21 protein-coding genes and 1 pseudogene are annotated in these 25357 nt (G+C 54.3%); 11 read left to right on the plus strand and 11 right to left on the minus strand.

Annotation, left to right across the window (positions count from 1 at the left end):
- The first annotated feature begins 495 nt into the window (after positions 1 to 495).
- From MW046_RS12970 to MW046_RS12980, 3 genes are all read left to right on the plus strand, one after another.
- Positions 496 to 1359, plus strand: coding sequence for a ParA family protein (locus MW046_RS12970; protein WP_247995012.1), 864 nt, complete (start codon positions 496 to 498; stop codon positions 1357 to 1359).
- A gap of 1 nt (position 1360) precedes the next feature.
- Entirely contained in the window at positions 1361 to 1771 is a 411-nt protein-coding gene (locus tag MW046_RS12975) for a DUF7970 domain-containing protein (protein WP_247995013.1), read from the plus strand.
- A gap of 747 nt (positions 1772 to 2518) precedes the next feature.
- Entirely contained in the window at positions 2519 to 3541 is a 1023-nt protein-coding gene (locus tag MW046_RS12980; RefSeq protein ID WP_247995014.1) for a threonine ammonia-lyase, read from the plus strand.
- A gap of 3 nt (positions 3542 to 3544) precedes the next feature.
- Here MW046_RS12980 and MW046_RS12985 read toward each other — a convergent pair whose 3' ends face one another.
- A complete protein-coding gene (locus tag MW046_RS12985; protein ID WP_247995015.1) occupies positions 3545 to 4303 on the minus strand; it encodes a creatininase family protein in 759 nt (252 codons plus the stop codon).
- Between the two features lie 426 nt (positions 4304 to 4729).
- On the opposite strand from MW046_RS12985, the gene MW046_RS12990 reads away from it, so the two are divergent.
- Complete coding sequence (locus tag MW046_RS12990) at positions 4730 to 5827, plus strand: hypothetical protein (protein WP_247995016.1); 1098 nt, start codon at positions 4730 to 4732, stop codon at positions 5825 to 5827.
- 8 nt (positions 5828 to 5835) lie between these two features.
- Here the strand turns inward: MW046_RS12990 and MW046_RS12995 are convergent, their stop codons facing one another.
- From MW046_RS12995 to MW046_RS13005, 3 genes are all read right to left on the minus strand, one after another.
- Complete coding sequence (locus MW046_RS12995; protein ID WP_438268204.1) at positions 5836 to 7413, minus strand: DNA-directed DNA polymerase II small subunit; 1578 nt, start codon at positions 7411 to 7413, stop codon at positions 5836 to 5838.
- Between the two features lie 246 nt (positions 7414 to 7659).
- Entirely contained in the window at positions 7660 to 8895 is a 1236-nt protein-coding gene (locus tag MW046_RS13000; protein ID WP_247995018.1) for an MFS transporter, read from the minus strand.
- A gap of 86 nt (positions 8896 to 8981) precedes the next feature.
- Entirely contained in the window at positions 8982 to 9716 is a 735-nt protein-coding gene (locus MW046_RS13005) for a CPBP family intramembrane glutamic endopeptidase (protein ID WP_247995019.1), read from the minus strand.
- A gap of 136 nt (positions 9717 to 9852) precedes the next feature.
- Between MW046_RS13005 and MW046_RS13010 the strand changes: the two genes are divergently transcribed.
- Positions 9853 to 10152 (plus strand): hypothetical protein, encoded by a 300-nt coding sequence (locus MW046_RS13010; RefSeq protein ID WP_247995020.1) that lies wholly within the window; start codon positions 9853 to 9855, stop codon positions 10150 to 10152.
- A gap of 178 nt (positions 10153 to 10330) precedes the next feature.
- Positions 10331 to 12919 carry a heavy metal translocating P-type ATPase gene (locus MW046_RS13015; protein WP_247995021.1) on the plus strand — a complete coding sequence of 863 codons (2589 nt, stop codon included), beginning with the start codon at positions 10331 to 10333 and terminating at the stop codon, positions 12917 to 12919.
- 105 nt (positions 12920 to 13024) lie between these two features.
- Here the strand turns inward: MW046_RS13015 and MW046_RS13020 are convergent, their stop codons facing one another.
- Positions 13025 to 13432: a hypothetical protein gene (locus MW046_RS13020; RefSeq protein ID WP_247995022.1), complete on the minus strand. Its 408-nt coding sequence runs from the start codon at positions 13430 to 13432 to the stop codon at positions 13025 to 13027.
- A gap of 274 nt (positions 13433 to 13706) precedes the next feature.
- Between MW046_RS13020 and MW046_RS13025 the strand changes: the two genes are divergently transcribed.
- Positions 13707 to 14903 carry a helix-turn-helix transcriptional regulator gene (locus MW046_RS13025; RefSeq protein ID WP_247995023.1) on the plus strand — a complete coding sequence of 399 codons (1197 nt, stop codon included), beginning with the start codon at positions 13707 to 13709 and terminating at the stop codon, positions 14901 to 14903.
- Positions 14904 to 14976: 73 nt separating this feature from the next.
- Here the strand turns inward: MW046_RS13025 and MW046_RS13030 are convergent, their stop codons facing one another.
- From MW046_RS13030 to MW046_RS13040, 3 genes are all read right to left on the minus strand, one after another.
- Positions 14977 to 16767, minus strand: a complete 1791-nt coding sequence (locus MW046_RS13030; RefSeq protein ID WP_247995024.1) for a S9 family peptidase — start codon at positions 16765 to 16767, stop codon at positions 14977 to 14979.
- Between the two features lie 91 nt (positions 16768 to 16858).
- Positions 16859 to 17515 (minus strand): metal-dependent hydrolase, encoded by a 657-nt coding sequence (locus MW046_RS13035; protein WP_247995025.1) that lies wholly within the window; start codon positions 17513 to 17515, stop codon positions 16859 to 16861.
- Positions 17516 to 17601: 86 nt separating this feature from the next.
- Positions 17602 to 19107, minus strand: coding sequence for a SagB/ThcOx family dehydrogenase (locus MW046_RS13040; protein WP_247995026.1), 1506 nt, complete (start codon positions 19105 to 19107; stop codon positions 17602 to 17604).
- A 192-nt stretch (positions 19108 to 19299) separates the two neighbouring features.
- On the opposite strand from MW046_RS13040, the gene MW046_RS13045 reads away from it, so the two are divergent.
- From MW046_RS13045 to MW046_RS19730, 3 genes are all read left to right on the plus strand, one after another.
- Entirely contained in the window at positions 19300 to 19722 is a 423-nt protein-coding gene (locus MW046_RS13045; protein ID WP_247995027.1) for a hypothetical protein, read from the plus strand.
- A gap of 312 nt (positions 19723 to 20034) precedes the next feature.
- Positions 20035 to 20817, plus strand: coding sequence for a hypothetical protein (locus tag MW046_RS13050; protein WP_247995028.1), 783 nt, complete (start codon positions 20035 to 20037; stop codon positions 20815 to 20817).
- A 224-nt stretch (positions 20818 to 21041) separates the two neighbouring features.
- On the plus strand, positions 21042 to 21170 hold the full coding sequence (locus MW046_RS19730) for a DUF7503 family protein (protein ID WP_438268198.1): 129 nt from the start codon (positions 21042 to 21044) through the stop codon (positions 21168 to 21170).
- Positions 21171 to 21255: 85 nt separating this feature from the next.
- Here MW046_RS19730 and MW046_RS13055 read toward each other — a convergent pair whose 3' ends face one another.
- Positions 21256 to 23412, minus strand: coding sequence for a CHAT domain-containing protein (locus MW046_RS13055; protein WP_247995029.1), 2157 nt, complete (start codon positions 23410 to 23412; stop codon positions 21256 to 21258).
- Positions 23413 to 24094: 682 nt separating this feature from the next.
- Entirely contained in the window at positions 24095 to 24331 is a 237-nt protein-coding gene (locus tag MW046_RS13060) for a DUF8593 domain-containing protein (protein ID WP_247995030.1), read from the minus strand.
- A 252-nt stretch (positions 24332 to 24583) separates the two neighbouring features.
- Here MW046_RS13060 and MW046_RS19735 point away from each other — a divergent pair.
- Positions 24584 to 24708: pseudogene (locus MW046_RS19735) on the plus strand (TetR family transcriptional regulator); the annotation flags it as partial.
- 212 nt (positions 24709 to 24920) lie between these two features.
- Here the strand turns inward: MW046_RS19735 and MW046_RS13070 are convergent.
- Positions 24921 to 25124 carry a DUF1328 family protein gene (locus tag MW046_RS13070; protein ID WP_247995031.1) on the minus strand — a complete coding sequence of 68 codons (204 nt, stop codon included), beginning with the start codon at positions 25122 to 25124 and terminating at the stop codon, positions 24921 to 24923.
- Positions 25125 to 25357: the final 233 nt, after the last annotated feature.

The following is a 25357-nucleotide window of genomic DNA, read 5'->3' on the forward strand; positions in this document are numbered from 1 at the left end:
CTAGTCAAATATGATCCGACTTCACAGCGTATACAGTGTATCCTGTAACAACAGTACAAACAGTTCGTAAGGTATCAGATGTAGTGCTGAGAGATGCAAAAGCTGGATTCACAGCAATAGAACTTCTCATACTGTGTATCCACTGTAACAAATAGGGACTCTACACAGTGAGAACAGTGAACACTGTAGAAACAGCGATTACTGTCTGGAGGCTAAGAGAAGTAATCGGGTACTGTAACTCCAGAGGACACCTACTTGTTGTACAGTAAGTACAGTGTAGACGGTATAGAACCCCCAGTGTGGGTGTGTTCGTCCGACCATGATAGGGACAACAGCATATACAGTTAGAACTGTGTCCACCGTTATTACTGTTTGTATAGTAGTGATAAGCGTAGTAAACCGGGATTATTATGATGTGTTAACGTCATAGACCGTCTGTACAGTATCAATGGAACTCGTATACAGTACAGACAGTTCACACAGTTTTTAATGCATATGGAACCACAAACATCACAAAACGGCGTCGTTGCAGTATGTATTTTGAAAGGTGGAATGGGAAAATCGACGATCGCAATCAATCTTGCACACCGTCTTCAGGAGAATCACGGAAAAACGGTGTACGTCGATGTCGATAAGAACGGTCACGGAACGGAATTTCTCGGATTCGGGAAGGCGTACAGCGAAAACGGACAGCTCGAAAACGTCATTTTCAGAGATGCACACCCATCCGAACTCCTCATCGAGACGGAGTGGGGATTCAGCGTGGTACCCAGCTCTGCAGAGATGTCGACTATCAACGATCGGATGAAAAATCAGATGAACGCTGACGTCATTCTCAAAAACAAGATCGTCGATCCGTTACGTGAGGATGGGCATGAGTACGTCGTTTTAGATACGCCCGGTGATCCCTCGAAAGTGGCTGACAATGCGCTCGTGGCTGCCCAGAGTTTCATCGTTCCGGTCATCCCTGGTCAGGGTAGTATCAGCGGTCTCGAACGCATCATGGAATCACAACTGCTCCCGATCATCGAAGCAACTAACGGCGCAGCTGATATCCTTGCGATCACACCGAACATGTTGAGTGAATCGATCCGACCGAAGAAACCGGATCGCCGTTTGCTCGAAGACCTCAACGAGAACTGGGTCGATTATCTGCCGCCGTACGCGCGAATCACTGACGAACAGTGGGAACAGATCGACAACCAAGGCCGGGGAGATATCCCGCTTCCGGGTATTCGTGAACGTGATGCCCTATCGGATTCGTTCTCCGATAACAAACCGGTAGCGCAGTACGACTCATCGTGCGATCAGATCAAACATTTCGATACCCTGGCAGAAATCGTCGCGGAGCGTGCATAATATGGACAGCAGCAATCTACGGAACCAGTTGGACCAAGTAAAAGAGGGAGCAAGCGAACAGGAAGAAACTGACGAGCAGGCCTCTAAAGACGAGATCGAAACCCCAACAGACGAATCGTCGACTGACTCGGAGACAGAGACGACAGATTCGGAGAATACCGCTGGGCCGGCGTTTACCGCTCAAACGAGCCAGAAACTCTCGATCTATCCGAACGAAGAGACTGCACGACTCATCAAGGTGTTGTGCAACAGCGTCGAGAACGACTTGATCGCGCTGGGCCACGACGATTTCGAGGTTCGAGAAGCCCACGACGCGATGGTCCGTTTCGCCTACGAACACCCACAAAAAGTAACCGAGCTCGTCCTCGAAGCACGCGATCTAGACCCAGACGCTGTAGAGGACCTCCCCTAATTCTACCGCGTACACTGTTTAGACAGTACTAACTTCGAACACCGTTAGTACCGTCCGAACGTTCGAACAGCCGTAGTCCGGTGTGCAGTGTGAACTGTGAAAAGCGTATACACAGTTTAGAATTTACGTACTGTTACAGATGTGTTCACAGTGAATTAACAGTACGACATCCTGCTGCATCAGAGAAGGACTCATTCGGGGGAAACGGCATTGCCGACTGAGATGGTTCCGCTTTCAATGATCGTCGCTCGAAGGCCACCCCGGCGAATAAGAGCGTCTCGGAGGCCGGACAGATCGAGATGCTGCTCTAAGTACGCACAGGTTTCCACCGCTCGATACCGTTACAGATAGCGGCACCGACCTGGAAGCGATCACCCACGAGAGAAGCAGGATCAATCCCGCGTGTCGTAACGTTTTGGCGTGACTTCCGGGCGACAAATCGATGTCGTGCTCCTGTTGCACGTTAGCAAGGGTACTGGTCTCGATAAATGTGATATCACAGCCGGATCGATCCGAGAACGTACCATCTCCTCGAAGATACCGATCACCACGGATTCCTCGCCGAGAAACAGCCACTGCCTTGTCGACGGAGGTCACTGCAGCACCTTGTTTAGAGGCTACGTGAATTCGTTCCACCCGTCCGTGGTAGCCATACTCTTCGTTCTCCTTTCACGTGCTACAGTAACCGGATACCGGACGGCCTTGCCACCCGAATCGTTTACTGTCCATCCCGCCCACCGCATTGCTATGTACGAACCGGTCGATTCGCCCGACGAAACGACGCTGTTTCCCTACCACGACCGAACGCCACCAACGACGGCCGACGTGATCCGTGCTCGTCGGGTCGTCGAAGAGCAACTGCCTCAAACACCACTCATCCGGAGCGAGGCGTTATCTGCCGAGTTCGACGCCGACGTGTATCTGAAACGCGAGGACACACTGCCGACCGGCGCGTTCAAGGTGCGTGGCGGCGTCAGGCTGATCTCACAGTTGGCCCCGGAGTTCCACGATCCGGGCGTGATCGCTGCCAGCACGGGTAATCACGGCCAATCGATCGCGTATGCCGGCCGCGTGTTCGACGTTCCTGTCACCATCGTGGTTCCTGAGGACGCCAACACGTCGAAAGTGAGGGCAATGGAACGATACGGGGCCACCGTCGTGTTCCACGGGAGGACGTTTGATGACGCCCGCGAGCACGCCGAAACGATGGCTACCGAACAGGGATATCGGTACGTACATTCGGCGAACGAACCGTCACTCGTCGCTGGCGTCGGAACAGCTGGTCTCGAAATCGTCGAGACACTTCCCGACATCGACTACCTGTTCTGTCCAGTGGGGGGCGGTTCGAGTGCCGCGGGGTACTGTCTCACCGTCGGCGCGCTCTCGGATGCCACGGTGGTCGGTGTGCAATCGGAGGCCGCACCGGCGATGTATCGCGCCTGGAAGGAAGGTCATCTCCAACCCGCCGAACGGATGGAGACGTTCGCCGAAGGCATCGCGACGCGAGTGCCGTTCTATCTCACCACATCCGTGTTGCGAGATCAGTTGGACGAGTTCCAACTCGTGAGCGAATCAGCCATCGAACGCGGGATCCGAGAGCTGTTCTTCGAAGAAACGATCGTCGCGGAAGGAGCGTCTGCGACGAGTCTCGCCGGAATGGGCCAACTTCAGGAGGAGCTTCGCGGGAAAACAGTGGTGTTTCCCATCTCGGGGCGGAACCTCGCTCCCGAACGCTTTCAGCGGATCGTCGGGACTGCGTCGTCCGATTGATGCTTAGACGGCGTCGCGTTCGGCTTCGATCTGCTCCGCGTAGGCAGTTGCAACCGTTTCGAGGATCTCTTCACCGGCTTTCCGTGTCGCCTTTCGTGGGTCACCGAGGACGCCGTTTTCCGTGATCGATTTGAACCCCCGACTAAGCAGCCGTGATGGGGAGATAGCGCCCTCAACGCCAACTTCGTACTCGTCGGTTCGAACGTGGTCCTCGTTGATGGCCAGTACTTCTGAGGTTTCAACGGCACCCGCATGGATGGACGACTCCTGGTAGTCGACGCCAGCTGTTCTGAGGCCCTCGTTCTGTAGCTCCATGAGTTCCTCAAGATCCGCGAGGGTGATCACGGTGGCGTCGATGTCGCGGGCGATCTCAGGAGCAACGGTGTTCGTCGGGGCGAAGTTCCCGCCGTGGGTCGGAACGAGAACGATGTACTCGAAGCCGTGTTCGTCCAACGACTGACAGTGTGCGCGTATCAGTTCCATCAACGTCGACGCCGGGATCGTGATCGTTCCGGGAAACTCCATGTGGTGGCTCGAACAGCCGGGACGTATAGTAGGAGCAGCTAGCGCATCACCAAGCTTCTGGGCGATGCGTCGGGAAAGCTCATCGCCGGCGAGCGTATCCATGACCAGCGGAAGATGTGGTCCGTGTTGTTCGACCGACCCGATCGCCACAATCACCGTCCGCGTTCCGTCTTCGAGGGCCGTTTCGATCTCTGTCCACGTGTGCTCAGCAAGGCGTACCGACGTGTGAGATGACATACAAAGCAAGCTGGTGGCTCAGCTCTCATCCGTGTTGGGGGGACGAACGCACAAATCAAGGTCGCACCGTTCAAGAAGGGTGTTGGTGCCTGAGTTGTTCTGCGGTCTGTCCGGGAACTGGCGTTCCACAGTCTTTGCATTTCCACGTGGGCCGGATCGCGCCTTCCTTCGTGAGATCCTGTTTGAATCGTAGCGTGGCACCACAAGGACATCGGTAGTCGACGGGGGCCATTGGTGGAGTTATCCGGTCATCCGTAAAAAGCGCTGCGTGTCCGTCAGTCGAATGGGCTTCTGCTCCACGACAGGCCATGAACGGCGCGAGAAAAGCACGGACGTAATAGGAACATAGCACCCGACGCGATAGTTCCGTCTCTTATACGAATCGGAAAGCATTTCTCACAAAGACTGATCGCAACAGGTAGTCATATGAAACGCACAGTGTATTTGCGTGTCGGCGTCGCCGTGTTGGTGGTGCTGGTAGCCGCCGGGATGGTCATTCCCTTGGGAGCGGTCGCTCAGGACCAGGGAGAAGACGAGCCGAACGACGCCCGAGAGGCCGCAACGGCGATCAAAGGAACGTCCGTCACCGGTGAGATCACTCAACAGGGCGACATCGATTGGTTCTCAAAGGGGTTCACCAAGGGTGAGACCGCTTCGTTCGCGCTCACAAAATCACTGCGAGAGCCGGGATTGAAGATGACGCTTTACGCGCCGAACGGGTCGGAAATCAGCAATGAGACTGGCTATGACGGAATTGGAAAAATTGAGGTCTCAGCTACAGCGTCGCAAACTGGCAACTATTTTATTAAGGTAGAAGAAATAAACATGGATTCATATAACACACCATACACTATTTATTCGCCAGCAAAAAAGGCTCCACCGAAAAAGCAACCAACAAAACCAGTAACGGGAACGCAACAAGAGAGTGAGCCTAACGATGAACGAGGAAAGGCACAAGCTATTAGCGGGGAACAGATCAGTGGCAAAATCAGTTCTCCAGATGATACTGATTGGTATTCGTTCCAGGCTACTGAAGGCGAGAACGTTTCACTCGTGATCACCAAACCCGACAAATCGACGAGTGAACTGTTCAAATTTTATCTGCCCGATGATGACGACTTTTCTCATATGGAGACATTCAAGAGAGAAGATACGAGGCACCAAGTAGTGATTCCGATCGAACGGACCGGTACGCACTACATCAAAATAACATCGAAAGTTGTCGGTGAAGTGGCAGAATCTGGGGACAAGTACACAATACAATTCACTGGCGACATGCCCGTGCAACAATCCGAACCACCAGCCACTGATGGCGATGTTTCACCGGAGGCGACGAGTTCCAGCGAATCAGACGGTGATACCACAACCGAAGCAGGGACGGAAACCGGAGCCAATACGGATACAACAAACAACTCCGATGAAGACAATGAGGATCTAACCAGCCTGTTTGGCCCCGGCTTCACGGGTGGTGGCGCTGTGATCGCCCTCTTCGTGACAGCGGGGTTCGCACTCCGACGCCAATAGTTGCCATCTCAAACGGTGAACTTCCGGATCGTCATCTCGTGGGTGTCGAGATCAAGGATCGGGGCGTAACCGACGTCCGGATCGATCCCCTGTGAGCGCTGATATGACGTTTGTTTCTGCCAGCAGCCCGAATTGACGGCCAAAACGTTGTTGTACGAGTCACAGCCGAACTTGTGGAGATGGCCGGTGTGGAACACGTCGGGGATCTCGTCGATCACGAGATAATCTCGCTCTTCGGGTGCGAGTCGGAGCTGCCCGCCGTATTGGGGCGCGACGTGACGTTTCTTGAGGAGATTGCACATCGCCTCTGCGGGATGTTCTAGATCTAGGCCGGGCGTGTCGATAATGACTTCATAGAGAGAAACGCCGTGGTACAGCAACACGGATACGCCCTCGATCGTAACCGTGGAGGGGTTCCCCGTGATGTGGGCATCGTGGGCGCGCATGATGTCCCGAAGTTCCTCGTCGAACGCCGGTTGTGGTTCGGCCAGTCGAACAGCGTCGTGATTACCCGGGATCATGACGATCTCCATGTCGCCGGGCACCGCCTTCAGCAGCTCCGAAAATCGTTCGTACTGTTCGTAGATGTCGACGATCGACAGCTCGTCGTCTTGTTCGGGATACACGCCGACCCCCTCAACCATATCACCCGCGATGAGCAGATACTCGACGCGTTCGGCCTCCTCGGTGTGAAGCCAGTCGGTAAACTGCTCCCAAGCCGCCGCATGAAACTCCTGACTGCCGACGTGAACGTCAGAGATGAGCGCGGCCCGAACGTGTCGATCGGCCGTCGATGGTCGGTACGTGTGGGGAATGTCCGGGAAGTGAATACTGTCTACGAAGAGGATCTCGCCGTCGTTCGACAACGTTCCCGCCACGCCGATACACTCATCGAAACACAGTTCATCTACGGTGTCCGCGATCTCCCGGTCTTTCATCACGAGGCAACTGAACGTCCCGGTGGTGTCTTCGAGTTCGATCAGCCAGTGGCCGTTTTTCGTCGACTGGATGTCGTTCACCAAACCGATCATCTCTGCCTCGTTCTGACCCGGCATCTCCGCTAATGTCTCTGCTGGCCGATGGTTCAACCGTCCACGTAACTGCCCGGAGAGACGTTGGTACCGGTCTTGAAACGTCTGAACGAACGTCTCATACGTTCCGGTTCCAGTGCTCTCATCGGTGACGTCTCCCGTGATCGTCAGAGACCCACGTTCACGGTGTGTCGAACGGTGGTGATCGGTCGAACTGGATGTCTCCCTCGTCGGTTCCGGGTCGGGTGACTCGGAGTCGATTACGCCCGTCTGGTCGGTCTCCCCAGTAGCGGTCGATTCCTGTGGTGTCGGAACGTTACTTGGATCGACGGTGATAGGCTCTGACGTTTCGATTTCGCCCCCTAGTCTGTCGAGTGCATCCTGTACGTTGTCGGCGGTGACTCGGAGCGTGTCCTCCGGGAGGTGGTCAGCCATCGTTTCGATCACGTGCGTCGGTGACTCCGACGACGTAAGGAGCGTTACAGCCTCTCGGTCGGCGTTGTACCCCTGTCTTGCTAGTGTCCTTACAATCTGGATTCGGCGATTCAAGGTTATCGACCAAAATGCGCAAACGGCTGAAAAGGATTGGGATCACATGCTACGACCGTTCGGATAACGAATCGATCGTATCCGTGATATCAGTTCATTGATCACCAAAGAGTGAGCAACGCCGGATGCTCCTCCGTTTGTGGGGTGCGCTCTAAAGGATATCGACACGGCTTCGGACCGTGTCGTGTGGATGATGAAAAAGCTGTTATCGAGCGCGTGAACGCGCTGTATCGATCGCTCGCTAGCCGGATGTTACGTACTCCCTGAGTCGACAGCGGTTCGGACGGGAAGGAACACGTACAGACCGGTGGCGACGGCAGTGAGTACAGCGAGACCGACGATCGCGGTGTTCGCCAACTGCGCATCGAACAGCGCTCCGACGACAGTTGATCCGGTTGCAGCAAGGAGGAAAAAACTCGTACGAAGAAATCCCCACGCCGTTCCTTGAACAGCATCTGGGAGCACGGCGATGATGTAGGCGTTACTGACGGGATTGATCGCCAATCGAGAGCCCAGAAGCACGGTCACCACGCCCAACGGGACGGGTCCCTCGACGAACGGCAACGCGAGCAACGGCACGACGCTCACACCAGCAACGCTCATCAGCACCGTCGGACTGCCGAACCGATCGGCTGCGTTTCCTGCGAGCGACTGACAGACCGCACCACTCAAGAAAAACAGCGAGAACAGCCCGGCAGCGGTCGTCTGTTCGAGTCCCTTTACCATTACGAGATACGTCGGAAGAAACGCCGTCAGTCCTTGCACCACGAACAACATGAGCGTGACAGCGGTCGTGGCGATCGCAACTGCACGCCGCGTAACAGCCGTACGGACTGTTTCGAGGAGCTTCAGGGACGATCCGCTTCCGTCCGGATCAGTAGGAGGTTGTGATACGACGACCCACACACCGATCCCGACGAGCAGAAACGGCACGACGAGCATTCCGACGGTGGGTTGCCAGCCGATGGAGTCGACGAATCGGCTAGCAAGCAATGGGATCGTCGCCGAACCGATCGAGCCGGTGGCGAGCACAACGCCGATCGCGGTTCCGTCGTGTTCACCGAACTTCCTCGAGATGACGATCCCGCGAGCGGGACCGTACAGTCCGGTTCCGAGACCGAACAGCCCACAGCCGACGACGAACAGCCAGAACGTTGGCGCGAAACTGACCGCCACGATCGCTGTCGCTCCGATCAGGAGACTCCCTGTGAGGAGTCGTCGTTCGCCAAGCCGATCAGTCAGAGCGCCAGCCGGAAACTGCATCAGTGCATAGCCCGCCCAGAGCACCGTGATCGCCGTCCCAGCTGCCGCGTTATTGACGCCGAAAAACCGTCTGACCTGTGGCAGCACCACCGGAAAAAGGTATCGACCCCCAAGGATCGAGAGCCATCCAGCAGCCACGACGAGCAACGTCCATCCTCGTCCGTCACCCAACAGTCGCCCGGTTCTCACGAGCTGTTGTTTGAGTACGTCACCGACAGACTGCATCCGTCTCAACGATGGGACGAACATCGTATGAACGTGGCGAACTCGGGATCATCCGACCGAGTACCGGCAGCGTCGTTGGCAAGTGATCAAACCAACGTTATGTACGTGGTAACAAACAGAGTCGCGTTGTAACAGCCGTGAGTGAGGATCGGAACGGACAAGTTGTCGAATCGTTCGTAGAGAACGCCCATGATGATCGCAAGCAAAAACGGAACAGCACTCAGAAGAACGACACCCTGTACACCCCCGAGATAGCCGATCGCGTGGGGGATAACGAACAGAAACGCAGCAGTGACAATAGCGACGTCAGAACGCATACTCCGCATCAATCGACGCTGAATCACGCCACGGAACAGATATTCCTCGGCTGGCGCGATGAGCACGAACGAAAGTGCCACCATCACGAGCGCCATGGTCGGAGTACCGGCTATGAGATCTTGATCGAGACGACCAAGCTGAACGTCGAACGTGGTGGCGATTGCGCCGATGAGAGTCGCAATGCCCAGCATTAGCAGCGTGCTGACGATTACCCACCCAGCCTCACGGAGTGTCGGCATCTCAAGCGACACCGTCTCACTGAACCATCTCTGGAGATAAAGCCATCCCGTGAGAGCATAGCTGGCTTCCGATAGAACGATCGTTGCAGTGAGAACAGCGAAACTAGCCTCGCCTACTAACAGGGGACCGCTCGAAAGGACCGCCCCGATCAGGAGGGCGGCGACGACTAATCCGAATCCGACCGCGATGGCCCGTCCACGACCACGCCAGCTAGTTTGAGAAAAAGGACTATCCGAACCACTTTCTTGTTGTATACTATCCATTATAATGGTAAATAAATGCGCCTAGACGATATAGCTACCGCTACAGTCGGCTTCGATCGCAATCAGAAATTGTCAATCATTAAGAGCAACACTCGCCAGTCACAATACAATTGTATGACCGTTCCGTACAATATCTATGGATCCGGTACAAGTACCGGTCGTCAGCATCCCCGCTAACAGTTTTGGACTTTTTCTCGTTGGCATCGGGTTGCTCTGTCTCGGTCTAGGAGTTGGGTGGTGGTGGCTGCGAACCGCCCACGAGGACGAAAAGAGCCGCGTGGAAGGAGACAACGGGAACGAAACAGCACGTTCGTCCGATGATATTCCTGGCGACACCGGAGCGTTCGTATTCGGGACGGAAGGAAACGATTCCGACGCGTTCGAAAGCGACAGTGACGGGACCGTCGACACCGACGCCGTCGATCAGCGAGAGTGAGTCATGGTCGTATCGTCAGTAACACCGATCGGTTCGAACGAGTAAGCGTTCGGATACGGCCTACTTTGGAATTCGAAGTTCGTCCGGTTGTGATGATCGAACACCGGTATGAGATCGGGAACACCACCGACTATCATAGCAGAAAGGGCATTGAACGGGAAACCCCTACTTGAACACAATGGCACCACGCACCGCACAGTTCGATATACGGGGAATGAGCTGTGCAAACTGTTCTCGGACGATCAGAGAGGCGTTGGAGGAGGTTGATGGAGTAGCCGAGGCGACGATCAACGCCGCTACAGACGAGGGACGGGTCGAATACGACACGGCGAAGACATCGCTCGGAGATCTCTATGAGACGATCGACGACGCGGGATACAGCGCAGTAAAGTCCTCGATTTCGATCGATATCACCGATATGTCGTGTGCAAACTGCGCCACGACCAACGAAAACGCACTCACGGACGTATCCGGTGTGATCTCCGCGAACGTCAACTACGCGACTGGGGAAGCGACTGTTGAGTACAATCCGGCGGAAGTCACCCCTGAGCAGTTGTACGATGCCATCGAGGCCGCCGGTTACTCACCCGTCAGGGACGATAGAGAGATCGAACGGGATGCGGCCCAACACGATGAGATCCGTCGTCAGTTGCGTCTGACGCTGTTTGGTACGGCGTTTTCTGTTCCGCTGCTTGCGTTCCTCATAGAGACGTTCCTCTTTGGCGGTGGGGTGCTCCCTGAGACGGTGTTCGGGGTCGAATTCGGCTGGATCGAGTTCCTGCTGGCGACTCCAGTGCAGTTCGTGCTCGGCTGGCCGTTCTATAAGAACTCCTACAACGCACTGGTCAACAACCGGACCGCCAACATGGACGTGTTGATCGCACTCGGCTCCTCAACCGCGTACCTCTACTCGGTTGCGGTGCTGTTAGAACTGGTTGCCGGGAGCCTTTACTTCGATACAGCGGTGTTGATCCTGGTGTTCATCACGTTAGGCAACTATCTCGAAGCCCGTTCGAAAGGACAGGCCGGCGAAGCGCTCCAGCAACTCCTTGAGATGGAAGCCGACACAGCGACGCTCGTCGACGACGGAGACGAGCGTGAAATCCCCCTCGAGGAGGTCAGTGTCGGTGATCGGATGAAGGTTCGACCAGGAGAAAAAATTCCGACCGACGGCGTCGTGATCGACGGACAAAGCGCGGTCGACGAATCGATGGTCACCGGAGAAAGTGTTCCGGTCGAGAAGACCGTCGATGATGAGGTCGTCGGCTCGACGATCAACGAAAACGGCGTGTTGATCGTCGAGGCGACGAAGGTCGGCAGTGACACGGCGCTCCAGCAGATCGTTCAGACAGTCAAGGAGGCCCAGTCCCGGCAACCCGACATTCAAACCCTCGCTGATCGCATTTCGGCGTACTTCGTTCCGCTCGTGATCGCTAACGCCACGGTGTGGGGACTCGCTTGGTATCTCATTCCGGAACTGCTTGTGAGTGTAGTGAACACACTCCCCCTGTGGGGACTTGTCGCCGGTGGCCCCGCACTCGCCGGGGGAAGCGTTTCGTTGTTCGAGTTTGCGGTGGTTGTGTTCGCGTCGGCCGTGTTGATCGCCTGCCCGTGTGCACTCGGACTCGCAACGCCAGCCGCGACGATGGTCGGCACCTCGATCGGTGCACGAAACGGCGTGCTGTTCAAAGGCGGTGATGTGCTCGAACGCGCGAAAGATGTCGATACGGTGGTATTCGATAAGACGGGAACGCTGACGAAAGGAGAGATGGAACTGACGGACGTCATCGCCATAGATCGGACCAATCCTGATCTGGTTTCGGACGGCGGAGCAACACTCGAAGACCACCCGAAACCCGACGAAGAAACGGTGCTCCGTATCGCAGCGAGCGCCGAACGAGGCTCCGAACATCCGCTTGCCCAAGCGATCGTCGCAAAAGCGAACGCGCAAGGCATCGAGTCGACTGAACCGACCGAGTTCGAGAACGTTCCCGGCCACGGCGTCCGGGCGACCGTCGACGGCACGAACACGCTCGTGGGCAATCGTAAGCTCATGCGCGAGCACGGGATCGATCCATCGCCCACAGAGGACACCCTTACACGCCTCGAAGCGGACGGAAAGACCGCGATGCTCGTCGCTCGCGTGCCCGCTGGCACGACCAGCGGTGAACTCATCGGTATCGTCGCTGTTGCCGATACGGTCAAAGAGAACGCGAAGCACGCCGTCTCTGTGCTCAAAGAGCGCGAGATCGAGGTTCATATGATCACTGGCGACAACGAACGAACCGCACACGCGGTCGCAGCGCGTATCGGAATCGACCCGGACAACGTCCAAGCCGGAGTCCTGCCGGAGGATAAGGCCGATGCAGTCGATGCCGTGCAATCGAACGATAATCGGGCGATGATGGTCGGTGATGGCGTCAACGACGCACCTGCGCTTGCGGCCGCTACCGTCGGAACCGCAATCGGTTCGGGAACCGACGTCGCAATCGAGGCTGCCGACGTGACACTGATGCGCGACGATCCGCTTGACGTGGTGAAAGCGATCCGGATCTCGGAAGGATCACTCCAGAAGATCAAACAGAACCTCTTCTGGGCACTGGGGTACAATACGGCGATGATTCCGCTCGCCTCGCTCGGACTGCTTCAGCCGGCGCTCGCTGCAGGAGCCATGGCGTTCTCCTCGGTGTCAGTGCTCACGAATAGCCTGCTGTTCCGGCAGTACACTCCCGATCACGACTACGAACTACTCGGCGCGCTCCGGTGAACCATGTTAGATTGTCGTATGGCTGACCGCTCATAGCAAAATTCACCACGAAACCGCAGAAGCTGATGAGGAATCGATGCCACTAATTTTGGTCCGAAAACGCTGTTAGAGATCCTCGATGTTGTAAGAGATGCCCTCAGCAGACGGAATCGCTACGTATCCGTAGAACCTGTACACGTCGTAGTTGTTGGCGTATATCGCTCCGTCGACCGCGTAGTAATACGTCCGTCCATTATAATTGAATCCATTAGGATAATGATAAATATAATCCACTCCGTTACCACTACCATCTCCACCGTAGACATCTCCAGTGGTATAAAGCGTGTAGTAAGTAAAGTCAGCTATCCCTCCGATAGTCACCCTGTTTCGAGTAGCTTGCGTCCCGATGTCGCCGGACGGTTCGGATGACTCGGTGACGCGTATTCGGTCACCGTCTGGGAGGGAGTGAGATCGATTCTCGTGGACAGAAGGGCCTGTCTCTGTAGCGCTCGCTGTCTCGGTCACCGCGGTCATCGCGGTCATTCCGAAGAGACCTGTGGCACCCACAGTACGGAGGAAGCCTCGTCGACTGTGTGAAGCGCCAGTGTGTGTTTTTTCGTCCGATGCAATCGATCGAGCCGGTTCGTCGGTTGTCATGTGGTTTAGTTCACCACAAGAGCACTAATCGCAGGCGAATAGTTACCTAACCGATCGTGAAACTAGTCACCTATTATCATTAGTATATAAATACTAAGAAAAATATAAATATAGTACATCCATATCATATGCCAACTCGTTCGATCCTCCAATGGAACACACAGCCACCAACCTCGTGAGACTCTTGGATCAGCGTAATAATGTGCTGTCACGAGTGATCGAGGGACCGACGGACGCGTCAACGCTGACCCAGAGAGTATCGGTTTCCCGCTCAACCATCGATCGAGCTCTTTCAGCATTCAAAGAGTGGGAGCTGATCGTTCCCGATTCGGATCGGATCGAGCCGACCCTTTTTGCCCGTCTCGTCGGGAAGATCTACGGCGACTTCGAGACGGAAGTCAGGTCTGTGGCGGGCCACCTCCCCCCCGACAGTTCCTCCTGGAGCGCAGTTGATACTCGAGCTGATGCCGTGAGGTTAGTTACAACCCGGATCGAGTTCCTCGAATACGCTCGAACCGCGAGCACAAAACGCACGCTCGTCGCGGATCTACCGTACGCGCGCTCTACCGTCGATCGGGCTGTCCGTGAGCTAGAACAAGCTGGACTCATCCAGCGAACTGCTACTGGGTACGCGACAACCGACATCGGAGAGTGGATCACCACTCGATATCGCGTGACACGTGAGGCGATAGAGGACGTCCTCGCTGTACGTGATCTACTCCACTACCTCCCGACAGACGAAGTGTTTCCCCCGGCGCTGTTCGCTGGAATCAATATCGAACGGGCGGAGCGGACGGTACCGTATCATCTCCTCGAAGGATTACGCGAACACCTCGTTACCGCAGATCGGGTCAGTGCTGTGTTTCCGACGCTTCCAACACCCCAGTTTCTCAGCGTCTGTCACCACCGGGTCGTACAACACGGAATGACTCTCGAACTCATCACCACCCCGACGTTAGCCGATACGCTCACCGACGAGTTTCCTAGGCTCCTCACGGAGATGGTCGCCGCCACTGCTGGATCGGCCACTACATTCACGGGGACCCCGCCGCCGTTCGGTCTCATACTGAGCACGACTGACGCCGGACTGGGTGGTTCGATTCTCGTCTACGACGACCATCAATCGGTCGTCGGTGCACTTCATGCCGACAGTGACGCGGCACTCGCGTGGATCAAGAATTACTACGAACATATCCACGAACAGGCCACAGAAATGCCATCTGGCTGGTTGGATACAGTCACCACAAAAGCATCGGACAGTTCAACGTTGTCCACTAATCTCGACTACGTCGGACACGAAGACGAAGCGTCAGACAGATATGATTACAATTTTATTTATAAAAATTGATGGATAAACAAAGCGAGGAGCTACCGCGTTATCGCGCATCGGTTTTGGAACGCCCACAAGCGAGAAACGTGTATCAAGACACGTGTTCATCGAGGAACGAAACAATGCGCCTGTAGGCAGTAATGCGGTTCTCGAGCTTACTGATCCCGTGGCCTTCGTCCTCGAAGATGAGCGTTTCAGTCGGAACGTGTTCGCTCGCTTCACTGGCGATCTGTTCGGCCTCTTCTACAGGAACACGAGGATCGTTTTCGCCATGGAGGACAAAAAGGGGAGCAGTGATGTTTTCGATCGAATTGATCGGAGAAATGGATTCGAGAAACTCCGTTTCCTGTAGCGATCCATATTCGGCTTCGCGGTGCTGACGACGCCACGGCCCAGTGTTTTCGAGGAACGTAACGAGATTGGCAATACCGACGATATCGACGCCAGCGGCCCACAGCTCCGGGTACTCGGTGAGCGATGCAAGCACCATGAATCCACCGTATGATCCCCCAACAGCGACCACTCGGGAGGCGTCGATTTCCTCGCGATCGGTCAACCACTCGACGCCTGCTTTGATGTCCCTAACGGTGTCCATTCGCCGTTCCACGTTGTCGAGATCCATGTACGTTCGCCCGTATCCTGAGGAACCCCGAACGTTCGGTTCGAACACCACGTATCCGTTGTCCACGAAGTATTGGCGGAGCGCACGAAACGATGGACGGCGTTGGGCTTCGGGTCCGCCATGGATGTCGACGATGACTGGAAACGGTCCGTCGTCTCTTTCGGGGAGCGTGAGAAACGCAGGGATCTCGAGTCCATCGAAGGAGTCAAACCGGACGAGTTCAGGCATACGAAACGTCTCTGGTGGAATGCCCGCCGTCGCAGCGTCCGTCCACTGGGTGTACGCTCCACCCCGATCGAAGACGAAAACGTTCGCGTTCGCTGTCGATGCCGAGATGGCAGCTGCGATCTGTTCGCCGTCGGGACCGAACGACAGCCCCGAAAGCACGCCATCAGGACCGTCGAGAGTGACAAGCGGCTGTAGATCTTGGTCTGAATCGAGTTCGAACAACGAAAGATCAGAGTATCCTTCGACGTTGCGGGCGAGAGCAAGCGTCCGTGAGTCGTGATCAACACGGACATCGGAAACGTTCCAATTACCTCCTTCATACACCACGGTTACCTTGCCTGTCTCCGGATCGAGCGTCGCGAGTTCGAGCGTATCAGTCGCCCAATCGGTCGTGGCATATATATCCTCTCCATCAGGACCCCATGCGACCGACGGATATCGGACTTCCCTGTCTGGGTCAGTGAGCAGTCTCGTCTCACCGGAGGAACGATCGAAACAGTGAAGATCGTGATTCCGGTTCGAATGAACTTCGTGAGCGAGAAGACGTTCATCGTCCGGACTCCAACCCACGATGGAGAGGAGATCTGCATCCGATCCGTCGATAACGAGGTCGGCGTCCGTGCTGGCGCGGTGCTGGACGTAGCCATCGAAGCGGTCTCGTGAGCGTCGATTGGCCGTAAATGCGATGTGCTCGCCGTCGTGGCTCCATCCACCCCACTGGTGGATCGCATCGGGATGGCGGGTGAGATTCACCTCCTCGCTACCATCATCCGACAGTCGAAATAGCTGCCACCGTTCGTTGCCACCGTCGTCCATGCCGTACACGAGTTCATCGCGCGTCGGTGAGAACGATGCGAACGTGACTGACTCCGTGTGGAACGTGAGCTGTTGAGGCCATCCCTGTGGCTCGGTGAGACACCACACCTGTGAAACGCCGGTGGTGTCCATGAGAAAGGCAATCTGTCCGTTTGGACCGAACGACGGCCTGCTAGCACTCCGGATAGCAAGATACCGTTCGATATCATACGCCATGGATCGGATTCTCTCCGTATCCGGTTAGTGTTACCGGCGCCATGGACGATCGAGCCAGCTGGAGTGAAACAGATCTAAAAACAACGAGGAGTCATGTCCCACTTTCGAAGACCAATCCGCCGATCGCACGGACGGCGTCACCAAGCGGAGTGGTGACGAACGAAACGACGAGGATTGCTAGCCAGCCGAGCAGAAAGAACCCGAGGTTTGCCGTCTTATCGTCTGCGTACAGCGATGATACGGAGATCGTTCTCTCAGAGAACGGAAGCAATGGCTGGATACCAGACACCGTGATGATGTCGCCAGCAAGGTGTAACAATACGCCTCCAGTGCCAACCCATACCCCCACGAATGCGAGCGTCAGGGGACCGAGTGCTCCCAACCGGGTGGCAGCCCACGCCAGAGGGGTGTCCTCGCTAGCGACGATCGACAACAACCAGTCGGCGGCTGGTACGGTCACGTACGATCCGACCACCCAACCAAAACACGCACACAGACAACCGATAATACCGGCCGTCAGCAACGAATGACTCGTTTTGCGGTGTTCGAGTCGCGTGATCCGCTGGTCGTAGTCCGGCAACGGCTCGATAACGAACACACCGAGTGTCAATAAGGCAAGAAATGGTCGATCGGGCAACAGGAAATACAACACCGGAGAAAGCCCCAACAACGTGATCCCAATGTGCCCGCGACGGTGCATCACCACCCACCCCAGTGGCTGTTCATGAAACGATTCAGCGATCGACATCTAGTATCCATATGATTCAGATGTCGATCATTGCCAAAATAATTTTCGGATCTATATTAATAATAATTAGGTGAGTTAGGTAGTTCTCAAGCAGGTCGACCGAGCGTCCAAAGGAACATCGGCGTTTGACCTTTAGCTCGTGGGCTGAAGAAGGCGGTGATCTCGTCGTCGTAAAACGTGAGACCGGTTCCCCCGAGGTCCCGGTGGGCGTACGTCCCAAGGTAGAGCCGTCCGGCAGTGATCGCCGCTTCGAGTTGGGCAACTCGGTAACCGCGGTCACCTAGACATCCAGTAACAGCATCGAGGTCGGCGAGGAAAAACAGACAAAGGGCGGCGTCAGCTGCGAGTTGCTGATCTAAGGCTAGGTGAGCAGCCTCGCTGCGAAACGTTCCTGCTCGAAGGCGTTCGAGCGAGCCAGTCTCGGGATGGTACTGATAGGCTCCGTTTTGAACGGTTTGTACGTCGTTGATGATCAAATACGGATCACTGAATCGGAGTGGTCCGGAGTCGCCGACATCTAACGGAACATCTCGAATCGAACGGTCGAGAATCGTCGATATCTTGGAAAACGAAAGGGAATCACGGACGTACTCCCGGCAGGATCCCCGCCGTCGGATCGTCCAGTGTAACGGCGTTTTCACCGCACGTTCGTCCCCGACGGGCGTAAGATCGATCTGATGTCGTGTACCCGGTGAGACCGCATCTCCGTTGGACAGGGAAGTGCTATTCGTTCGCCATGTCCGGACAGCAGCCGTATCCGGAAGCATCGAGGCGGTGTACGCTTCCCGAATCAGCTCGTATTCGACAGGAAGGTCCGAGCGCGTCTCCGGATCGATCGGTTCGAGTGCTGGAGGTTTGGTCACCGCTTGGGCGTCTTTTGGGGCTCCGATGGGGACGAGGGCGATCGGAGCCTCGTCGTCGATATCGATTCCGAGCAGTTCGGCGATCTGTTCGTCGACGAAACCGGTCTCTACGTGCGCCGGCAGTTCGAGCGCGTGAGCAACGGCGAGCAGATTGGCAAGGATAGTTCCCGAATCCCAGAACGCGTGCCGATACGTTCGCGCGCGGTATTTCCACGCGTTTCGCCACCATACCGTGGTCGGAACCATCACGAACGGGGCTGTCGGTCCACACACGCCGCGAAAATCTCCAGTTCGGAGTAGATCGAGCGAGAGCGTGCGCGGATCGAAATGATACACACCGGCATCGAGACCAGGAAGAGGACCACAGATCACGTACAGTTCTACGTGATAGAGCGCGCCGGTACACGCCGCTGCACGAAACGGAATCGAATGTCCGCCTCGTTGGATCGTTTTCGTGATGCCTGTGGCGAAATAACACAGTTGAGTGATCGTCTCTCGGTCAGGAGAGGACAGCATCGAAGATGGCTGTCCATTACCGGTGATCGCCCGCAGTGTCGGAATCTGTGGCGGCCGAATCGTCGACGACAGAGACACCGATCGGAGTTTCTCGTAGATCTTGTACGGATGAGGCTTGTTCTCTAAATCAAGCTGAAAATCGCTGGTTCGAAAAGATTCCGGTGTCTGCCTCGTCCGATCGTGATAGCGCTGTGCCGATGCTTCCCGTGTCATTAACTGTCTCTATCCCCATATAGGCAAAAAACTGCGTGGGAAATGACAGTTGTAAATTTCAAGAGATCATACGTCTTACTGAAGAGCGAACAGCGATCGGGGCGATAGAGATTGGATCACCTAGCGGAGATGGGCGGGGGTAATCGATGGTAATTCGTGTGTGGCCTACAAACACTCTCTTGAGACCAATCAATGGGCAATGAGTATCGCCCACCTGCACAACGAATCGAATCACTGCTTGAGGAGCGTGAACAGTACATCGATCAGCAGGAGCAAATCCGGCAGAAGCGGATGGAGACGGAGCTTCACCTCCTGTTACTGATGATCGATGAGCGGTCCGCAGAAGATCCCCGTCTTATCCGTGAAATCTGGGATGAGCACGTCGATACAGACGGACTGTCCTCGTTCGACACGCTGTACGACGAGTGGAAAGAGTTGGGACACGAACTGGATCGGCTGTACAGCCACCAACAACGCGTCGAGATCGATCTCGCCACCTGCGTGCTCGATACTGATGAAACCGTCCTTGCAAACCTCGACGAAGCGATCGAAACGGTGTGTACGATGCGGGCAACACGGGATAACGAGGACGATACGACCCCGGACAAACAGTGACACACGGTATCACCGGTGTTCCACTCCCGATAGTAGCAGAACAGTTCAGGAATTGAAGATCGTTACTGAACGGAACGTAGGACACACACGGACAGAGCTTTCGAACGGATTTGGAACTAAGATCTACAACTCAGGAACACCCCAGCCACTCCTGTCGTGACTAGAACAGAATGTCACTGTCACATTCCCGTAATAAAATGTTACTGTTATGTGGATTGCAGCATACTAGGTAATGATCCGTCCGTTTGTAAAAAGTTATTATTAAGTTGTTCGGATTGTATTCGTGATTTGATGTCCTCGCATCAGTTAGATATGCCATCCGCCGCTGCGCTTGTCGTGGTGGCTGGACTGGTAGTTGCGACCGTGTGGACCGTTCCACACCAAGTCGTCGGACAAGAAAACATCGGCACCAAGTCACACATCGAAGGGGAGCTCGTCGAACCAGGGAGTTCCGTCAACGATGAGATAGAGGACATTCAGGGTACCGATCACTACAAGATAGATATTGAGCAGCCGGGAAAGTTAACTGTCAACGTCTCTAAATCAAATGGAAACGAATCGAAGCTTTTCGCTAGCCTTCATCGGATGGATACCCACCATCTTATCAATTACACTACGTTAGAACGAGGTGGGCAGCTGACAGCTGAGATCACTGAACCCGGAATGCATTACATCGAAATCGAGGGAGATGGATACACTGACTACTCATTCAATGTAAACTTCGAATCCTCAGAAACAGACGAACCGACCACTGATACGCCAACTGAATCAACCACTGATACGCCAACCCAATCGACTACTGACACGCAAACCCAATCGACTACTGACACGCAAACCCAACCGACCACTGACACGCAAACCCAATCGACTACTGATACGCAAACCCAACCGACCACTGACACGCAAACCCAACCGACCACTGACACGCAAACCCAACCGACCACTGACACGCAAACCCAATCGACTACTGATACGCAAACCGACACACAAACAAGCAGCTCGGAAGAAGAGACGTCACCGGATTCGGAGATCACGCATGAGTTGATCCGAGAAGACGATTCAAACGACGAGAGGAGAGACGAAGAGGACTGCTAAGCAAAAACGCAGAACTCCTACCGCATTATTTTTGGGCGGAAGTATGTGAGTAACATTCTTGTACGCCAAGTCGTGAGCCCTTGATCTCAAGACGCCCGAAGCCATCGAACGCGAACATCTGATCTAAACTGGTTTTCATGCAAATGAATATATTTTTTACCCATTCATATTTGATGAAAAATTTAGTTAGTTATTTTGTTGTATACTTATAATATATCGGTGTAATGTCCGATGGTAGAATCGCGACGCGTGTGGCAAAGCATCCAAAACTGATCAGCGGTCTTCTGACTGGACTTTTAGTCCTCTCACAGGTCGGTATGGTCGCTGCCGACTGGCACCCTGCTGGGCCGTAGCTACCCGAGGAGTGTTCCGGGCGTACATCAAGTGAACTACTCTGTCCTATCGTATCCGTTGGATATTATTAAGAGAAAACAGCGTCTACAATTTCGTTACATCGCTCCACACTAACGATCCATCGATACGAGCAGGGAACCGATCTTCCTGTAGAAATTCCACTGCTGTCTCTTCGGAAACGGTGAACTCTGTTATATTACTACTGCCGATATAGTACATATCACTGTCCACGACTGATGGGAGATAAAGCGATCCGATCAGTGATTGATTCGCTGCATAGGTTTGGAGATCCGCGACGAAGGCATCCTCATCCGACGTTGGAGTGAGTTCTACAAGCCGGGGGGCGTCCTGTGGATTCCAAACAACAGCTGTGCTCGGATCACCGACGATCATATACTGCTGTCCAGCGAGAGATTCCTCGTTGATAAGTCCGAGTGCGCCACCCAGGGTAAAGCCTACGTTGAGGAGCCGAGCCACCGTGCGCCCGATACGAGTAGCTGCCGTATTAGCGATGTTCGAGAGCGTACACATTCCTCCGTTCGCTCCGGCATCGACTAGAGATCGACCCTGAAAATAGGACCGACAGCCGTTGAGGACGAACATCCGTGTTTCGACCGTCTCAAGCGTGTGAGCGTCCAGCCACCCATCAGTACACTGAAGGCCCTCTGCGTCGACGTGACCGACGTAATGAACGAGATCGTAACTCTTCGTAAACACATCCCGGAGTTCCGAACGTGACAGATCTTCGTACATCGTCACATCAAACGTGATCTGTTCTCTCTGTCCGTACAGTTCAGTTACGTTCGACTCGGCACGCATCTCCGTGTCGTTACTGACGACAGCCACTTCGTATTCGTCGATAGAGGACGTATCGAATCGACGTTTGAGCGAGTCAATCGTTGGTTTTGCTCCCTGCAACGGATAGCCATCGGCGAGCCAAAGCTGGGTGATGCTGTCGGTTTCCGGAGGCGTATAAATGTTCGTCGGGAAGTCCGCGTCTTCCGACGACCGAGAACGGTCTCCTCTGACTGTCGATTCGTCATCGTTGTCCTGTATAGAACACTCGTCGTTAGGTGTCTGCCGACAGAACTCCTCGATCACAGGAGAGATAGAACCTGTCCATCGTTGACAGCTCAGGGGTAGACACCGTATCGTTCCGAGACTCTGGACAACGAACGGTAAAAACGGTATGTGTTTCCCTAACGGACGAACATCAGCAGTGAGTGGCCAGCGGGGCACAAGATCATCAAAAAGATCGAACGGGATCGAGACGTACTCGTCCAGCCGTTCGACCAGCGGCTGCTCATAGAGGGTAGCGAAATCAATCTCGAGTCCGGCATCAAGTAGGCGCTCTTCTAAGGTTGCACGCTCTTTGAGTGGAAACGGATAGAATCCCTCCGTTCGAGTGATACAATCGAGCGTGAAGACTCGTTTGAGAAGTCGTGCTGCACCAGCTTCGAGTCCATCACCCCGATCGAGCGGATGGGTGGTATCAGCAGTAACGATTCGAGGAGTGTCACCGGGACGAACGATGGCGTTCAGATAGTAGGCGAGCGGCGCGATCGGATAGATGGCTTCGAGCGACGGTGGAACTTCGATACGAACACTTGCCGTCTCCTCAGTCCGCTCGAGATTTGCAGGCGCTTGAAAACGCTCACCGCGCTCGAACAACGGTGGATGGCCGCGCAACGTCGGAAACGACCGTTCACAGGAAGTGGTTTTGAGTGCCGAACCAAGACACGAAAACGCGCGCATCACATCATAGGGTCGATCCGTCGTCGTCACCGTCGCAGCCGGTAATTCGTGAAAGGATCGCAATCCGAACCGGACGGTGTTGGCATCCGAGCAATCGATGATCCGCCCCCGATCCGATTCCGAACGAATCGTTACCGGACCATCAACGACCAGATACACCTTCATTTCTATCGACATGATATCGATAGTGTACTGTCCCGACGGAAGGGAATCCGATTCATCCCCTTTTATTTCTGCGACGATAGACTTATTAGAATTACGTACTGCAACTGGGTGGAGCTTACCCGTCCAGAGAACGAGTGGTGTCAGCTCATATGCTACCTCCACTGGAAAAAGGAACATATCTGTCGTACACTGTGTCGGGTTCGGAATGTGACTCGTCAACAGCGTGGTGGACACCCCTTGGATATCATCGATCAGTTCAAGGGCTGGTGGTTTTCGAGACACGTCGACGCGAATATCATCACAGCAGGTCGGAAGACTCATGATCAAACTGGGGACCGATCGGTCTCAAGCCTCGATACATGTGGGACTGACGGAAAACCACCCATCCGGATCAGCGTCCTACGTAGGGCGACATCCAGACGAAACGGACTCAAGCTAGAGAGTCCATTCGGGACGACAGCCTCAATCGATTCATACGCCATCGTTCCAAATGACGTATTCAGTATTGGAGAGCTGCCTCCGACCACACACCGGAGCGACGTGCCAACTATTCCTACTACATCCCGACCGATTTTGTATCGTTCAATTTTGGACTGCATGAATACAACAAATGATATCTGATCCTGAGACGGTTCATGCCCGGAGGAGTTCGAACACACTCACATCCCCATACAATGCACGGATTCCCTTACAGAAATATTAATCCATCGAAAATGCGTTTCATATCATGTAACTCCATTTCCCCGGTTATGCTGTGAATTGAATATCATACTATATGTATTCTTGAAATATATATCTAAATGATATCTATATTCATAAACATTAATGAACTCGCTTGTGCGCGCCTATTTATGAAGAAAAATACTAACATCCCTAATTGATCCGACCACGAAAAAGATGCGTTAATTGTCAATAAACTCGACAGGAGCATTCCGGGAACGTTTGATCGAAGTTCGTTTTCTCGTTTCCTTAGAAACGCCGGTGTCAAATGTTTCCTAGATAACTATGGTGAAGTCTGGAGTTTAATCTCATCGTCTGTTACGTCAACGATTTCTTGTTCTTGGAGCGGAAACGTTTCTTCGTCGATATCCTTCCATCCTAACTGGGACATCACTTTATCTGTGAGACCGGGATCAGGTTCGACGTACGCCGTTCCATGTTCGACAGTGGCCACGATACCAACAGTCGTATCGCCACGAACGACGGATTTCCCTTCGTCGGATTCTGTGATCCTTGACATCACACGATGTCTATCGTCTGGCACGAACATATGGCTCTCGGCTGCAAATGCTGCTGTTCACTGCACCGTTGACTGCTACATACCGATTGCCGTCGCCGACAGCCCTAGACTCGATACGAATAATTAATTACTGTTTGCCCATAAGCAAATGCCATAACTTTCTACACGTCGTCGGATTTTGGGTATCAATCTGTTGCAGTTCCGGAGAGAAACACGATGGATGGGGAAAAGAACCAATCTCGCCTCGAGCCGATGGAGCGAGAGATCATGGAGCAACGTGCCAGGCACTGAGCACACGGTTACGACGATCTTACGATCCAAGCTATTGCTGACGAGTTCGAAAACAGTAAATCTCGTTCTATTATCGCTACGATAGTAATGTTGATTCCGCGTCCGATAGAGATCGATATAAAATTCTGCGAGAGTCTCGACCTCTTTCCCGAGAGATGATCGATATCGCCGCCATTGATCTCATAGGCCACTGGTTTCTCGACAGTTGCGGTGAGCATCTCGTACTGCCCAGCCTCGGCTAACTCATCAATATATGCGAGTGTCGAGAGTTTGCTCGATCGGGGGTGAAAGGTGGTCGCTAAAGGAAAAACGAGATGATCGCCAATATGATGAAAATGACAATAAGTATGTATGCGATTCTCATTGTGACCCCTGCGATACCGCGCGCACCGACGATGTACGCAGCGAGTGCGAGGACGATAAACACGACTGCGAGAGACGCAAATCCTCCCTGAATAACAGGGCCGACCCCTGAGACAACAGAAGCAGGGGAAAGAATCATTGCTCTACCCCTAAAAACGCTGCTGGCTGCTGTTTACAAATCGATCGATCGACGCTAGTTGGATTACGTTGGCCGTTCACATTGTGTGATAATATCTGCCAATGTATTATGATTATGCTTGCATAAAACAGGATATTACAGTCGACAGCCTCAAGGGCAAGTCAACAGTGCTTGATCCACAGTGTGTTCCACTAACCAATTATTTAGTTTCACTAACTTTTTTCCTTAGAGAA

The organism is Halocatena salina (genome assembly GCF_023115355.1).
Lineage (GTDB): Archaea > Halobacteriota > Halobacteria > Halobacteriales > Haloarculaceae > Halocatena > Halocatena salina.